The sequence below is a fragment of the Pseudomonas sp. 5Vm1k genome (assembly GCF_056161485.1).
Map to the genome: position 1 here is coordinate 591,791 of NZ_JBSPCZ010000002.1, position 16,122 is coordinate 607,912.

The window sequence follows — 16,122 nt, forward strand, 5'->3', positions numbered from 1 at the left end:
CTCGTGCAATCACCCTTGAAAACGTGGAAGGATCGCTCGCTTACGACCAGGAGCACGGGGCCGGCTCTTGAGCATGTCCGTTACTCTCTGCATATGAATTCGCATGTTCATTAATTGCCAGGCAGCCAGATAGGCAGGAATGTCATGGTCCCATTGAGTGACCCAAGTGGACTCCTGGATCACCGCCTTACAGATTTCAAACTGCTCGTCAGGCATTAACCCCAAGGGTACCAATCTGGCTTTTATCCGGGTCATACCCTGCGCAAGGATGTTCACTTCATGAGGCTGGACAGCCCCATAGTTGCGGGAAAGAAAATCATAGTCGTCGTCGAGTTCTGCAAAAAAACTCGCAGCGGTGCTCTTCAACGAGGCAACGAAGTCACTTGTGGTATGGAGATAACCTGCACTGTGAGCGCGAACCTTGTGCAAAACAATCGTATCGCCATAGCCAATTCCGATAAGACTGATCAGGCGTCTGAGGCCGAACAGTTGAACGTGCAGGAGTGTCTGATTGGTAACAAACAATCCGTGCAAGTGCAGGTACGGCAGCGCCATTGCACAGGTGACGTCCGACGTTGTTCCTCCCAGATCCTTGACGAAAACGACATGGCATCGAAAGCCGCCATTCTCGGTAAAAAAAACCTCCAATGACGTGCGCAAGAACAATAGATACCTGATTCTGCCGCGAAACATGAAGCTGAAAGCCAGCATCGGGCAAGCAGAGACAACGTGGATACTCTCGGCAAATTTCCGTACGCCTTCTTCGGCGAAACGCTCGGGGTGTGCTTCTCCCGGGAATTTTGCCTGGAAGGCAGTGACGATCTCATCGAACGTCTGATCGGCGCCTCCTCCCTGCCAGTTATCCACGAAAACAAACGTATCGATCCGGCTGGCTGAAGCGAACAATGCGTTAGCGATGTCGACGCCCGAACCGGGATAGAGAAGAATCCCGCCTGTCGCCGGGGCACAGGTGCAAAGGTCGTTCACGTACGAATCGATGATGCCTAGCACCTCAACCTTAACGTCGCTCAAGCCCCAGCTGCACATTGCGCTTCTCCTTGGCTGCATCCTTTGCAGACGCCCCCGGCGCCTTGTCGGGTTCAAGCTTAGTTCATTGGCCGCGCTGCGCCTGGCCGGCGACAACCGGGCGTTCTTTGCGCCACTGCGTTGATCTTTGCCGGCGTGCCGGGTAAAAAAGCCTGCCCGCTACGAGAACTGCCCATCCGCGGTCCACGTGATCACAGTCAGCAACCCATAAGGTTCGTCTCATGAGCAAAGCGTCCTATGTTCCTCCCAAGGTCTGGAAAAATAACGCCCCGTCCGGCGGACAATTCGCCAGCATCAACCGCCCGACCGCAGGACCGACCCACGACAAAGCCTTACCCGTCGGCAAGCATCCGTTACAGCTTTATTCGCTGGCCACACCCAATGGCGTGAAGGTGACCATCCTGCTTGAGGAGCTGCTGGCGCTGGGGCATAGCGGCGCCGAATACGACGCCTGGCTGATCCGCATCAACGAGGGTGACCAGTTCTCCAGCGGCTTTGTCGAGATCAACCCCAACTCGAAGATCCCGGCGTTGCTAGACCGCAGCGTGGAACCGGCCATCCGCGTCTTCGAGTCCGGTTCGATCCTGCTGTACCTGGCGGAAAAGTTCGGTGCCTTCCTGCCCTCCGATCCGGCGGGACGCACCGAAACCTTGAACTGGCTGTTCTGGCAGATGGGCGCTGCGCCTTACCTGGGCGGCGGCTTCGGGCATTTCTACGCCTATGCGCCAGAGAAGCTCGAGTACCCGATCAACCGTTTCACGATGGAGGCCAAACGTCAACTGGATGTGCTCGATCGTCGTCTTGCCCAAAGCACGTATCTTGCCGGTGACAGCTACACCATCGCCGATATTGCGGTCTGGCCCTGGTACGGCCAACTGGTGCGGGACAACGTGTACTCGGCGGCCGAATTTCTTTCGGCGCACGAGTACACCCATGTGCAGCGCTGGGCAGAGGACATCGCCAATCGGCCGGCGGTCATTCGTGGCCAGCGAGTCAACCGGACGTGGGGCGATGAAGCGAGCCAAGTGCCTGAGCGGCACCAGGCCGATGATTTGGCTTAGTTGATAATTTCGGTGGCTGGCTCGAGCTCACTCGATTCGGCCACTGGCGCCATGATTTCCTGCAAAGACATGCGTTTGAACGCATCGGCAAAGCCGCGCCCCTCCTCGGGTGCGCATGAGGAGCAGGAAGAACTGCCCGCCGAAGTGATTGACCTGGTGCTGTACCTCTTCACCACCGTGCTCGATGGTCATAACACGCCGGTTGCCGATGGTGTGCAACGTGCGCTGGGTCGGCCAGCGCGGGACTTCAGTGATTATGTTCGGCGCACGGCGGCGACCGGGGTTTGGGCGCACTCAGGATAAGTCTGATTGAACGCAGTGACTGACCGAAGGCACCTCGCGGTTCTTACGGTCACGAATGCTTTCACCGGCACCTGTGTCGCGCAAAAAAAGCTCCACTACAGTCTTCCGCTCCGAGAGACAGCGCCGATGTAAAAAAGTTGATGCTCGGATAACCGTCCACTCATTGCTTCGCAACGTTCTTTTGTAGAGTTGAACCTTTCACACCAAACTTCAGCAGCGTATGAATATTTAAAAAGCAAACATCCCTGGCATAAAACTTATATCATCACGACAATATCAAGGCGTCATTTTAGTGACTACGGGCCGTCACCAGAAAACCAGTCCCTAAACTGCGAAATCGTGACCGTTACTATCAACGAATAATTCATACGTGCTGACGAACGGACAACAATTTTATATAAAACATATAAATCAATGACTTACATAACAATAAATTTCAATTTGAAAACTTTGCAAAATATCAAAAAACCATAAAAGACCCGCCGCAAATATAAAAGTTTCAATCAAATTTATTAAATAAAAATTCACATATAACTCTTTAACATTCTTATCTTCAATGCTAATAATCCGGCCGCTTCCGGGCTCCAGGCGATACACCCCTCTCACATGAAGTGAACATCAGCCCTCACGCTGATGCCCCCCGGTTTTAATTAAAATCCAATAACACCAGCTCGCTCAAGTTCAAAAGAACTTGGGCCCGCTCTTGTGCTGCGCACTAAAACTGCGCGAGGAAGGCATCATCGCTCGTCATCATCCAAGGATTAAAATCCTTTCGATCTTCGGTACTCGCCCAGAAGCCATCAAGATGGCGCCGTTGGTCAAAGCCCTTGCTGCGGAACCTGGCATTCATTCGCAGATCTGCATCACCGGCCAACATCAAAGCATGCTTAAGCAGGTGTTGGATCTGTTTGACCTACAGGCCGATTACACCCTTGATGTGATGACGCCGCACCAGACGCTCAACTCACTGACGGCGGCGCTTTACGCGGCGATTGACCCTGTGCTGGAACAGACCTTGCCGGACCGTGTACTGGTGCATGGCGACACCACCTCGGCCATGGTCGCCGCGATGGCCGCGTTCCATCGGCGCATCCCGGTCGGCCATGTCGAAGCCGGGCTGCGAACCGGTGATATCTACAGCCCCTGGCCGGAAGAAATGAACCGGCGCTGCATCGACCTCGGTGCGGACATGCTGTTCGCGCCGACCCATGAATCGCGGCAGAACCTGCTCGACGAACGTCTGCAAGGTCGTGCCTTCGTCACCGGCAATACGGTGATCGACGCGTTGCAGATGACTGCCCGGCGTATCGAACAGGACGCTGACCTGCGCACCAGCCTGGACCGCCAGTTCTCGTTCCTGCAAGCCGGCCGCAAAGTGCTGCTGGTGACCGGGCATCGTCGGGAAAATTTCGGCGAAGGCTTCCTGGATATCTGCAAGGCCTTGAGTCATCTGGCGCAGCGCACGGACATCCAGATCGTCTATCCGGTGCACTTGAACCCGAATGTCATGGGCCCGGTCACCGAGCAATTGGGCGGTCTGCCCAACGTGCACTTGATCAAGCCACTGGACTACCTGGCGTTCGTGCGCCTGATGCAACGGGCCCACGTGATCCTCACCGACTCCGGTGGTGTGCAGGAAGAAGCGCCGTCTCTGGGCAAACCGGTGCTGGTGATGCGCGACGTTACCGAACGCCCGGAAGCGGTCGCGGCGGGCACTGTGCGCCTGGTCGGCACCGCGCCGGACTCGATCATCGCCGGTGTCAACGCGCTGTTCGATGACGACCGGCTGTGGCGCCGCTGCTCCCAGGCGGCCAACCCTTATGGCGATGGCCGGGCCAGTGCGCGCATCGTCGATGCGCTCATGGGGCGTCCGGTCGATGAGTTCCTCGTGGCTCGGCTGCCGTTGCCGAAGTTTCTGCATCACCCGTCGACGGTGTCTGTGCCCGAGAAAAGACACCCGGCTTTCACCTCTCAATAAACCGAACCGTATCTCCCCTTATCAGCTCGAGATCTACCTGAATGAAGCCTTCCGTTGCCATCCATACGGGTGCGTTCAGCGCCCTTGCCTGTGGCGTGAGCCTGCTCGCGCTCATGCCGACCTTTGCCTTGGCCGCGGACAACCCGCTCACCCAGGCGATCAATCGACTCAATGCCGATACCCGGCAGGAGCGTGAGATCCGCTTGAGCGATCTGGGGATCGACGCACCGATCATTCTCGGTTCCACCGATGCACGGCGCGAACTGTATCTGCCAGTGCCGGCCGGTGTACCGCTGACCGATGCCACACTGAATTTCAACGCCAGCTACCTCAATGGCGAGGGTGGTCGCAACACCTTGCTGCTGTCGCTGGACGGTTACCCGGTGCGCGCCGAAGGGCTCAGCGAACCGCAGGGTGACGCCAGCGCCACCCTGGGTGTGGACAAAAAAACACGGGACAGCGGCTCAGTGCGCCTGGGCATTGCCTGGTCATCGGTCGTGTCCCATGTGTTGTGCGAAGACGAACGCGCCATCGGCAACGTCTTGCGTATCGAACCAGACACTCGCCTCACCTATAGCTACGACGCCAGCCAGTTGCAGAACGTCGGTGCAGCCTGGACCGCATTGCCTGGCAAGCCCGGCATCATGGTCGCGCCGGGCACCTTGTCCGCTGAAAGCTATGACGCGGCATGGCGCCTCGGCGTGGCGCTGGAACGCATCGGCAAACACAGCCGCATCCTGCCATTCCCGGCGCTGCAAGACAGTGTTGACCTGAGCAACCTGCGCATTCCGGCTGAGCTGCTGGCCATTCCTGCGTTTGCCAGCCTCAACGGCAAAGGCCCCCTGGTGTTGGCAAACCCGGCACAAATCGGCGCGCTGCTGATGCTGGGCCAGACCCCGAACGTCCAGGCAGACCTGGCGATCAACGACCCGCAATTGCTCAAAGCGGTTAACGAATCCCTGGATGCCTTGCAGAGCCAGATTCAAGGCCTCGACGCCACCGCCGCCAGCGCCTTCACGCAATGGCGCGAACGGCACATCAATGCCGGCCTGGCCGTTAGCGGTACGGACACCGTGCGCCTGAGCCTGCTGGGCACGCGCCCGGTCTTGATGATCGCGCCGCAAGCGACCGGCAAGGCCCTGGCCCTGTTCAGCTCGGCCTGGAACAAACTGGCACGCAGCCGCGACCTGACGGTCAGCGAAGCGCAGTTGCCATTGAGCGCCGACGGCCGCGTGGCCTTGTCGCGCCTTGGCGGTAACCCTGGCGCCATCGACGTGCTGGCGAAATCCGACTGGAGCACTTCGTTCCCACTGGGCAGCGTGGCCTACGACGGTCGCCTGCCAGTGAAAGCGGTGATCGATGTATCCGCCGCTCCCGGCGCCTCGGACACTGCACCAGTGGCATCGCTGTTTCTCAACGATTACCTGATTGGTGCGCAACAGCTTGTGGCAAACGGCGAGAAGCAACGCATCGAAGCGCGTATCCCGCGTTACGCCGTGGGCGCGACCAATGTATTGCGTGTGTCGTTCCAGCGCCAACCGGTCAGTGATCGCTGCCTGGAAACGCCGCAAGCGTTCCCGGTCTCGGTGCTGCCGACCAGCCACATCGTGCTGGAAAAAACCGCGCTGGATGATGACTTCTCCGGCATGGCCGCGCGCTTTGCCGTGGACACGCAAATCCTCGTGCCGCAGGCCTATCTCGAGCACCCGGCGAGCAGCCTCGGGCAAGTGATTTCGGTCGCGGACGCCACCGGTGTCTCGCCGCTGCGGGCACAACTGAAAGTCAGCAACGACCCGAAAGCTTCGGTCACCCCGGACAAAGCCTTCCTCGCCTTCGAGTTGCCGGTCAAGGACAGCAAGGAATCGGTGCAGGTCGATGAACAGGGTCGCTTGCGCATCAACCACAAGGATCAGGTCTTGCTGGACGTGCACCCCCTCAACCACCTGGCCTCGCTGCAAGCGGTGGATGCCGGTGGCCAGCACGGTCTGGTCTATCGCACTCTGGGTGCCGATGCGCCACGTTTCGCCAAACAGATTCTGCTGAGCCGTGGCGATGTGGCGATCCTCGGTGACAACGGTGCGCTGACCACCTTCGACACCCAGGACCCAAGTGGTAGCCAGTTGATCGACAACGAAGAACCGAAGGGCCTGGACGCCTGGCGTACACCATCGATGTTGTGGCTGATTCCGGGCGGCATTGTGTTGGTCCTCATCCTGTTGCTGGCCGGCCGTAACGCCCGTCGCAATCGCCAGTAACGGAACCCTTCGATGACGTCGCTTTATTGGCCCTACTGGCTGGCCCACTACTACAGCTTCCTGGAGACCGCGACCATCGTGGTCGCCGTGTTGATCCTGATCTCCAGCCTGGACGATCTGTTCATTGACCTGTGGTACTGGTCTCGCCGCCTGTTTCGCAAGTTCACCGTGGGTCGCAAATACCGGCCGCTGACCGCCGATCAATTGATGGCCCGGGACGAACAGCCCCTGGCGATCATGGTCCCGGCCTGGCTGGAATACGACGTCATCGCGCCGATGATCGAGAACATGGTGTCGACCCTGGATTACCAGAACTATGTGGTCTTCGTCGGCACCTACATCAACGATCAGCGCACCATCGATGAAGTCGAACGCATGCGTCGGCGCTACAAGCAGTTGCATCGCGTGGAGGTCCCGCATGCCGGGCCGACCTGCAAGGCCGACTGCCTGAACTGGGTGATCCAGGCAATTTTCCTGCACGAGCAAACCCATGGCATGACCTTCGCCGGCGTGGTGTTGCACGACAGTGAAGACGTGCTACACCCGCTGGAATTGCGCCTGTTCAATTACTTGCTACCGCGCAAGGACATGATCCAGTTGCCCGTGGTTTCCCTGGAGCGCAACTGGTACGAATGGGTCGCCGGCACCTACATGGACGAGTTCGCCGAATGGCATGGCAAGGATCTGGTGGTGCGCGAAAGCATGACCGATACCGTGCCGTCGGCCGGGGTAGGCACGTGCTTTTCCCATCGTGCGTTGCGCGTGCTGGCCGGGGAAACCCAGAACCAGCCGTTCAACACTGACAGCCTCACTGAGGACTACGACGTCGGTGCGCGCCTGGCCAAGGTCGGCATGAACGCGATCTTTGTGCGCTTCCCGGTGCAGTTTCGGGTGCTGCGCAAATCATGGTTTCGCAAGCCTTACGAATCGACCTTGAGGATGCCGTTGTGCGTGCGCGAATTCTTTCCCGACACCTTCCGCACGGCATTCCGCCAGAAAGCCCGCTGGACGCTGGGCATAGGCCTGCAAGGCTGGGAACAAATGGGCTGGAACGGTTCGCTGGCCAACCGTTATTTGCTGTTCCGTGACCGCAAAGGCGTGGTCACGGCGTTCGTCAGCATCATCGCCTACGTGATTCTGGCGCAGTTGCTGGGCCTGATCATCCTGCGCCACAGCGGCTTGTGGGACGTGAGTTTCCCAACGCCGTTCGAAACCAACGGCTTCATCAAGTACTTGCTGCTGGCCAACGGCGCCGCGCTGGCCTGGCGCATCGCTCACCGCTGTTATTTCACCACCGTGCTGTACGGCTGGCAGCATGGTTTGCTGTCGATCCCGCGCATGGTGGTGGGCAACTTCGTCAACTTCATGGCCGCGTCACGGGCCTGGCGCATGTTCATCGTCGGCAAGGTCATGAACCGCAAATTGGTGTGGGACAAAACCATGCACGACTTCCCGTCCACCGACCTGGTTGCCGCCGCACCGCGCAAGCTCGGCAGCGTGTTGCTGTCCTGGCAGGCAATCAACGAGGTCGACCTGCAAAGCGCCCTCGCCGAACAGAAAACCCGGCACATGCCGTTGGGGCGAATCTTGCTCAGCAACGGCTGGCTGGACGACGAAACACTGGCGGAAGCCATCGCGTTCCAGAATGACCTGCCGCGAGTCTTCGACGTGGCCACTAAGGCGCGGGATTCGGATCAGACGCTGGACGATGAGTTCGCCCTGCGCTGGCGCGTGGTGCCGCTGGGCTTGAATGCCGACGGCCGCGCGCAAGTCGCCGTGGCCAGCCCGTTGCCGGACGAAGGTCTGCAACAGGTCAGCGATGAACTGGGCAGCGAACCGCTGCAGCTGATTGCCCGGGAAAGCGAAATCGTCGCGCAACTGCGCCAACTGAACGTGCGTGAAGGCCAATCCGTGCCGGACGCCCGTGCGCCACTGCTGGGTGATCTGTTGGTTGAAATGGGCTTGCTGGATCGCGAGGTGTTCAGCCGCGCCATGCTGCGTTATCGCCCTCAGATTCACGGACGCATCGGCGACTATCTGGTCGACAGCGGCGTGTTGCCCCGCGCCACCATTGAACAGGCCGTGGCACGTCAGCACAGCCACTATCCTGCGGAGCTTCCTGCATGAATCGCCCCTTGCTGACCCTTCTGGCCACGGGGCTGGGCCTGATGCCCGCACTGGCGCTGGCCGAAACCCTGCCGCTGCCGTTGACCGGCCCGGCCTATGTGACTGCCAACGAGGCGTACAGCGCCTACGAACGCAAAGACTACGACCTGGCCATCGCCAAGGCCCGCGAAGCGTTGCGTCAGCGCGCCGACATCACCCGCTTGAACACGCTGATTGTGCTGGCGCAGCGCGACAAGGAACTGCGCGACCATCCGAAACGCTACTCGCCATCCCCTCAGGCTCCAGGTTTCGGCGCCGCGGCCCAGGCTTTTAAAGCTTATGACCGCGACAACTTCGACGCCGCGGCCCTGTCGGCACGCAAAGCTATCGCCCAGGCGCCCAAACACCTGGATTATCGATTGCTGCTAATCGATTCCTTGCAGCGCCAGCCACATTTGCAGGACGCGGATCAAGCCACTAATCAGGCACTGGCCGTGTTTCCCGGCAACGATACGTTGCTGATGCGTCGCCAGACGATTCGTCGTCAACTGGCCGCGCCGTTGGCGATTGAGGGTTACCGCGCCCTTGAGCTGGGCAACGTAGCGCTGGCCACAGACCGAGCCAGAAAAGCCGTGGCCTGGGCGCCGCAAATCGCTGCCAACCAGCAACTACTGATCAGCGCCCTGCTCGCCGCCAACGATTACTCTGCGGCCGAACAAGCCGCGTCAGCCGCATTGGCGCAGGATGATCAGGACATCGCTCCGTGGATTCTGCGCAGCTACGCCCTTGATCGCCAAGGCAAAACCCAGGCTGCCCAAGCGGACCTGAATCACGCCATGGCCATCAACGGCCTGACGCAAGCGCAAACCCGCAACATTCGTTTCTTCGCCGCCGACACCGCCCTGGCACATGGCGAACCGCAGCAGGCGCTCGATCATCTACAACCACTGGTTGCTGATGAAGGCGGCGAAGTGGCCCGCCGACGCCTCGCGGCCCAAGTGGCACTGCGACAGAAAAACAAGGGCATGAACACGGTTGCCCACTTCCCTGCCCCGGCCCTGAACTGCCAGGAAAGCGCCTTCGGCCTGGTCTGCGATATCTGGCCCGGCAACCAGCGCGACGGCGGTACTGACATGGCCGCCCAGGCCTACACAGCCATGGTCCGCAAGGACCCGGCGAAAGCGGCGACTCTGGCGCAGCAAGCCGTTGAACGCGCACCGCACAATCCGGCGTATCGCCGACTGCTGGTCAGCGCCCTGAGCGACCAGAAACGAGTTCCCGAAGCCATCGCGGCAGCCAGTAGCGGTCTGCAGGCCAATGGCGATGATGCCCAACTGCTGAGCCAGCGCGGCTACCTGCGTCAGCAATCAGGTGACGATGCCGGCGCCCGCAAGGACTTCACCCAGGCCTTGGCGCTGGGCAGCCTGCCGGCTTACGAGGAGGCGAATCTGTATGCCGCCATCGGCCAGCGCCGAACCGCTCGGGAACGGCTGCAGCAAGCACAGGACACCGGCGAACTGGAGTCGATGACTGACCTGCAAAAGGCTTATCTGTCGGTTCAGGTCGGCAACGATGACGACGCCTACGCCTCGTTCCGCAAGGCCGATGCCGGAAATCAATTGACGCCAGCCGCCACTCAGGATGCGGCTTACAACGCGATGCAGGTCAACGACGACGCGCAAGCGATCAGCTACTTCAAGCGCGTCATCGATGCGAAAAACAGCGGCGAACTCGACATGTCGCCGCAACAGCTTTTCGACACCCGCCGCGCGGTGGCCGATGTGTCGCGCACCATCGGTTTGACCAGCACCACCAGTTATCGCGGCAACAGCTCGAGCAGTGGCTTGAGTTCAGCCCCGAGCGGCGGCAGCAACAGCACCGACAGCCTGCAAAACAGCACCGAACTGTCCTGGCGCCCGCTGGGTTATCGCAACGCGCGCTTTGTCGAACTCTACGGTCGCGTCACCGACACGCTGTGGAGCAAGAACGGAGATTCGGACACCGGTTTCGATGCGCTGCAAGGCGCCGTGGGTGTGCGAGTCAAACCCTTCACGTCGCTGAACGTGATGGCCGCCGTCGAGCGCACATTCCCCTTGGGCTCGTCGGACGTCGACGGTGACTGGCTGCTGCGTTTGGGCTACGGCTCCAGCATCGGCACCGATTTGCGCGTGGATGCCTCCAGTTGGTGGACCTCGCAGTTGTTCGCCGAAGCCGGTCATTACGTCAACGATTCGCGCAACTACTTCAACAGCGAATGGCAGGTCGGTCGCAGCTACGCCATCGGCGGCGCCGGTTCGCGCTGGGTCAGCTTCCCTCACGTGGTGGCCGCGTTCGACTATGACTCGAAGATGAACAGCGGGACCGATAACGATGGCCGCACGAACTCGTCATCGGGCAAGGCTGGCGGGATCGGAGTCGGCAACAACGTTCGTTACTGGTTCCGCGAAGATGCATACAACGCACCCCGCTCCTACGTCGATTTCTCCCTGCAATACCGCGTAAAAGTGCTGGGCGATGATCGCGCTGAAGGTGTGTTCGCGCGCCTGACTTACTCTTATTGAGGATTTGCATGAAGGTTCGAATTGATTGTTGGCAGCGTTCTGGCGCAGCGCATCAGCGCTTCCAGAAGGCTCTGACGTGAACGTCTTCGGTTATGCCGTCAGTCGCGCGACGGCGGCTGCTTTGTTGTTCGCCGTCACCCTCAGCGCCGGGACAGGGTTGCTCTACGTGACAAACAACAAGACCCTGACCCCGGGGATTGTCGGCATCGTCTGGCAGCCGGACAACAAGACGGTCGGGATCAGCGGGCACTGGGAAAAACTGGGCGCCCGTGAGCTGCTGGTGCAATGGACCGTCGTCGACGATCAGGCCTTCGTTCCCGGAACGGGCCTGCCTGCCGTACCGGTGCTACCCGATTGGGCGCGCATCGCCAAGGCGCCCTGGGCGCAGGACGTGATCCTGGGGCTGGCGGGTTATTTCAGCGAGAACCGCTCACGAGACAACATCGAGCAACTGGCGGCTGTCTCAGAACGCATCGCCAAATTGCCGACACCGCTGCACGTCACTGGCTGGTATTTCCCCGCCGAAGTCGACCCGAGCTGGACCCGCGCCAAAGAACTGCCCGCCCTGCTGGCCAAGCTGCCGCGACCGTTGTGGATCAGCGTCTATGACGGCGCCAATATCGGCCCGGTCGCCACGGCTGATTGGCTCAAACAGTGGCTGCCGAATGACATCGGCGTGTTCTTCCAGGACGGCGTCGGCGTCTATGCGCGCACCGCGCCGGTCGCCAGGACCTACGCCGACGCCTTGCGCCAGCGCCTGGGCAAGGACCGTGTGCGCATCATCGCCGAAGCCTTCCGCCCCAACTTCGGTGGCGGATTCCGCTCAGCGACCGCCGCCGAGCTGAAAACGCAATTGTCGGCTTATGACGGTTATCCGCTGTACCTGTTCGACGGACCGCACTACATGACGCCTGAGTTGGTGGAACAAATGGTGCCAGCGCTCAAGGCCCCTTCGAACTGACGAAGGGCCGGATTTCGATGTGGGTTTTGATGTACGGGAAAGCATGACCTGGGAAGGTATCGCTGAAACGAATAAAAAGGCGAAGCCTCTGTTTTCAATACCAACCACAAAAAACAGACGCAAAAAAAAGCGCCACTCAATGAGTGGCGCTTTTTTTGTATTTGGAGCGGGAAACGAGACTCGTATCTAGTGGCCGACCCATTGAAACCTAAGGTTTTTTCTTGCCGACGCAGGAAAAAACTCAATCCTTGACTTGTTTTTAGAGTGCATCAAGAGCAAAGAACGAGTGATTTTATGCAACGTTATTGGGTTCTGCTCATATCCAATAGGAGACTGTCATTATCCTGACAGAATCAATTACGCAGGATCAGTTCGAGAAGCGTCCCCCACCGACAAGTCGTCCCGCGCTCACCGGTTAATCACCACTGACTGTTGGCGACCCAAAGCTACCTAGTGTGACGGGCGGCAATCGGCCCTGATTGTCTAAAGCTCGATACCTGACACTCTGTGGTTACGAATCACTTCTTGCAGGCGGGCTGTGCAGCTATCAAGGAGTCGGTGATGTCCTCTTGTGCTCTCCCTCGACCAATCAACCAACGTTGAAATGCCCGGCATTGCGCTTTCTGCAGAGTATTCGGGTGCCAACTCAAGTAGTACGGCGAGGGCAGCCGCATGGCTCGCGGCCAAGGAATGATCAAGCGCCCTTCATCGATGTCACGGGCAATCATCGAAAACTGCGCCAACACTATTCCTTGGTGATCGATGGCGGCTTGAATCGCCATGCTGGACGAAGAAAAGCTACGACGGATGGCGATCGTCTGCTCGACGGCAGCGCCTTCCAGTTCAAACCATTCGGCCCATGAGGGGGGCGAGTCAAATTTCGGCCGCGAATCGATACGGATAAGTGGGTATTGGAGCAGCTCACCGGCGTGTTCCACATTGCCCGGATGGCCTAAAAGCGTCGGTGAGCATGCCGGCACCACACAATCGTGGAACAGCACAACACTATGCGCGGCGTAATGGCCAGGTTCACCGTAGCCGATACGAAAATCGGCGTTTTCCTCCTCCGAAGTATCTGCCAGCGTGCCATCTAGATAGATGTCGAGATCACCATTCTCATGCTGCCATTCGTAGGTGAGAGGCGCCAGCCACTTGGTCATGAGAGAAGGCAGGCCACTGACATACAAATTGTTGGGGTTTTTCGAACGCTCTACTTCGGAAACGGCGGATCTCAATTCTTCGAACGCTATAGAACACCGCGCATGAAAACGCTGGCCAATAGCGTTCAGTCGCAAGCGCTGTCCCTCCTTGACCGTCAAGCTCATGCCCAGCGCCTCATCAAGCAACTTCATCTGCTGACTCACCGCGCCCACAGAGATGTTCAATCGCTTTGCGGCTTGGGATATACCGCCACAGTGACCGACGGTTTCAAATATTTGGAGGGCTCGTAAGGGCGGTAAGCGGCTCATGGCGATGCGAAGGTCTCGAAAGCATTTTAAGTTTAGAAATTCTAATAAAACTGACAGAAATTACCATGTTTTCTTAATTGTAAAACCGTTTTAGTCTTCTTGCGCACTCAATCGGGCTGACCGCTCAGTCGGCCCGACACCCTCAATCATTTCGTTTCTCGGGAGTTCGCAATGAAAGCTCATCCTCAACAGATCACTCAGGTAGTCCTCGGCGATAGAGAGCCCTCCATCGAAGAGTTTGTCGCGGTAGCCCGCTATTCAGCCAAGGTGTCGTTTTCCGAGACCTACAAAAACCGCGTGAAGAAGTCCCGCGGCTTAGTGGAGCGTTTCCTCGATGAAAATCGCCTGGTCTATGGGGTGACCACTGGGTTTGGCGATAACGTTCGACATGTGATTTCTCCGCAGAATGCCAAGGAACTCCAGGTCAATATCGTGCGCTCCCACGCCGTCGCCGTGGGCGAGCCGCTCAAGCGTGAGCAGGTACGTGCGATCCAGTTGATGGTTCTGATCAGCCTCGGCAAAGGTTTTTCGGGGGTGCGCCTGGAGTTGCTGGAGCTGATTGCCGGCCTGCTCAACAACGAAGTCGTGCCGTTTGCGCCTGGCGAGGGTTCGGTAGGCTATCTGGCCGTCGAGGGACACCTGGCCTTGGTCCTGCTGGGCGAAGGCAAAGCCAGGGTCAATGGCGGCGAATGGGTGGATGGCGCCACCGCACTGGAACAGGTCGGCCTGAAACCGACGGACCTGCAGTGCAAAGAAGGCCTGGCGATGCTCAATGGCACCATGTCGGTGACCGCCATCGCCATTCTGGCCCTCTATAACGCCATGCAGACGGCCTCGCTGGCGGACGTCGCCGCGGCGCTTTCCCTGGAGGCGTTAAAAGGTACGATTCGGGCCTTCGACCCTCGCTATCACTCAATCAAGGCGCATAAAGAGCAGGCGCAAACCGCCAGGGATATAAAGGCGATGCTGCATGACAGCCAACTGATCGCCGAAAACATCGACTACCGGCTTCAGGACGCCTACAGCCTGCGCGCCATTCCCCAGGTGCATGGTGCTTCGAAAAGATTCATCGATCACGCCCGGGAAAATATCGAGAACGAAATTCACTCCTCGGGCGATAACCCGATCATCTACCCGCTTGAGGACGGCGACGGCATTGCCATCTCAGGCGCCAACTTCGACGGCAGCTACATCGGCATGTCAGCGGATTCCTTGTGCGTGGCACTGGCCAACCTGGCGAAGATTTCCGAACGCCGTATCGACCGTATGGTCAACTCGCACTTCAGTGAAATGCCGGCCTTCCTGGTGCGCAACCCGGGCCTTAACAGCGGGTACATGATCCTTCAATACACGGCCGCTGGCCTGTATGCGGAAATGAAGGCGCTGTCATTCCCCTCCTCTGTCGACAGTTTCTCGACCTGCGCCAACCAGGAAGATCTGGTCAGCCTGGCTTATAACGCCGCCATCAAGGCCTACAAGGTTTCCGAAAAGCTGGAATCGGTGCTGGCCATTGAGCTGCTGGTGGGTTGCCAGGCCTTGGATTTCCATGACGTGCACAAGGCTTCCAGCGTCACCAAGGCGGTTTATGACCTGGTGCGTAGCCGCGTACCGGTCGCCGACCATGATCGTGCCTTCTATTTGGACATGGTGTGTGTCACCGAACAGGTCCGCAGCGGTGAAATACTGGCCACAGTACAGAAAAACCTGGAATAAACAGGATGTACTCCAAGGCCCTCCTTCGACTGTGTCGTTGCATCTCGACGACGAAGGATAGCCTTGGAGCCGAACCTGAATCTGCATTGGTGCTGTCCAGGGCCGCGCGTCCCTCCCCCTCGCCACAAATGCATTCGTTTCAGTTGTTTCCCATCGCGCACCACTATCTCCCAAACTGTCACCGAGCGCCCCAGCGTGGCGCAATTTCATGTTCAAGTAATAGTCGTGACACTGCCGAAAAAAAACCTCCGGAAGTAACTCCTTCCGCTAACCACCTGTTTTAAAAGCGTTTAAACAAAATCCAAAGCGTTATTGAACGATGAGCCATCAAGTTGGCCGTTTGATTGCATATGCTTGTATGTACAAGTAAACGTGTGTGCGCATGAGTAGTCAGAAAGATCGGCGCACAGAACCTGTTTCCGCTTGTGACGGGCCTCCCGCACAGGCTCCCTCGCCCACTGCCCGGGCTGGTTTGGATTGATTGATGAGGAGTACTCTTCGTGACTGACAATACCCAGAAACCTACGCCTACGTTTACAAAGCGCCGTGACGTTGAAATCCGTGCCGCCCGCGGTAACAAGCTGACCGCCAAGAGCTGGCTGACCGAAGCGCCGCTGCGCATGTTGATGAACAACCTCGACCCGGAAGTCGCCGAGAACCCTAAAGAA

The 16,122-nt window shown here is 58.8% G+C and carries 10 protein-coding genes and 1 pseudogene; 9 read left to right on the forward strand and 2 right to left on the reverse strand.

What is annotated here, in order from left to right:
- Positions 1-9: 9 nt before the first annotated feature.
- Positions 10-1,047, reverse strand: a complete 1,038-nt coding sequence (locus ACWIKB_RS06445; RefSeq protein ID WP_475265846.1) for a hypothetical protein — start codon at positions 1,045-1,047, stop codon at positions 10-12.
- 221 nt (positions 1,048-1,268) lie between these two features.
- Between ACWIKB_RS06445 and yghU the strand changes: the two genes are divergently transcribed.
- From yghU to ACWIKB_RS06480, 7 genes and pseudogenes are all read left to right on the forward strand, one after another.
- On the forward strand, positions 1,269-2,108 hold the full coding sequence (gene yghU / locus ACWIKB_RS06450) for a glutathione-dependent disulfide-bond oxidoreductase (protein WP_475265847.1): 840 nt from the start codon (positions 1,269-1,271) through the stop codon (positions 2,106-2,108).
- Between the two features lie 120 nt (positions 2,109-2,228).
- A pseudogene (locus tag ACWIKB_RS06455) lies at positions 2,229-2,411 on the forward strand (NmrA family transcriptional regulator); the annotation flags it as partial.
- Between the two features lie 739 nt (positions 2,412-3,150).
- Complete coding sequence (gene wecB / locus ACWIKB_RS06460; RefSeq protein ID WP_475265869.1) at positions 3,151-4,389, forward strand: non-hydrolyzing UDP-N-acetylglucosamine 2-epimerase; 1,239 nt, start codon at positions 3,151-3,153, stop codon at positions 4,387-4,389.
- 41 nt (positions 4,390-4,430) lie between these two features.
- Entirely contained in the window at positions 4,431-6,644 is a 2,214-nt protein-coding gene (locus ACWIKB_RS06465) for a hypothetical protein (RefSeq protein WP_475265848.1), read from the forward strand.
- Positions 6,645-6,656: 12 nt separating this feature from the next.
- Positions 6,657-8,771 carry a glycosyl transferase family protein gene (locus ACWIKB_RS06470; protein WP_475265849.1) on the forward strand — a complete coding sequence of 705 codons (2,115 nt, stop codon included), beginning with the start codon at positions 6,657-6,659 and terminating at the stop codon, positions 8,769-8,771.
- Positions 8,768-11,311 carry an NfrA family protein gene (locus ACWIKB_RS06475; RefSeq protein WP_475265850.1) on the forward strand — a complete coding sequence of 848 codons (2,544 nt, stop codon included), beginning with the start codon at positions 8,768-8,770 and terminating at the stop codon, positions 11,309-11,311. The genes ACWIKB_RS06470 and ACWIKB_RS06475 overlap by 4 nt, the downstream gene beginning before the upstream one ends.
- Positions 11,312-11,432: 121 nt before the next feature.
- Positions 11,433-12,272: an alpha-amylase family protein gene (locus ACWIKB_RS06480; protein WP_475265870.1), complete on the forward strand. Its 840-nt coding sequence runs from the start codon at positions 11,433-11,435 to the stop codon at positions 12,270-12,272.
- A 518-nt stretch (positions 12,273-12,790) separates the two neighbouring features.
- On the opposite strand, the gene ACWIKB_RS06485 is transcribed toward ACWIKB_RS06480, so the two are convergent.
- Positions 12,791-13,741, reverse strand: coding sequence for a LysR substrate-binding domain-containing protein (locus ACWIKB_RS06485; protein WP_475265851.1), 951 nt, complete (start codon positions 13,739-13,741; stop codon positions 12,791-12,793).
- A 171-nt stretch (positions 13,742-13,912) separates the two neighbouring features.
- On the opposite strand from ACWIKB_RS06485, the gene ACWIKB_RS06490 reads away from it, so the two are divergent.
- Positions 13,913-15,454 carry an HAL/PAL/TAL family ammonia-lyase gene (locus ACWIKB_RS06490; RefSeq protein ID WP_475265852.1) on the forward strand — a complete coding sequence of 514 codons (1,542 nt, stop codon included), beginning with the start codon at positions 13,913-13,915 and terminating at the stop codon, positions 15,452-15,454.
- 500 nt (positions 15,455-15,954) lie between these two features.
- The coding region (locus ACWIKB_RS06495) for a hypothetical protein (protein ID WP_475265871.1) at positions 15,955-16,122 on the forward strand (168 nt) is incomplete at its 3' end.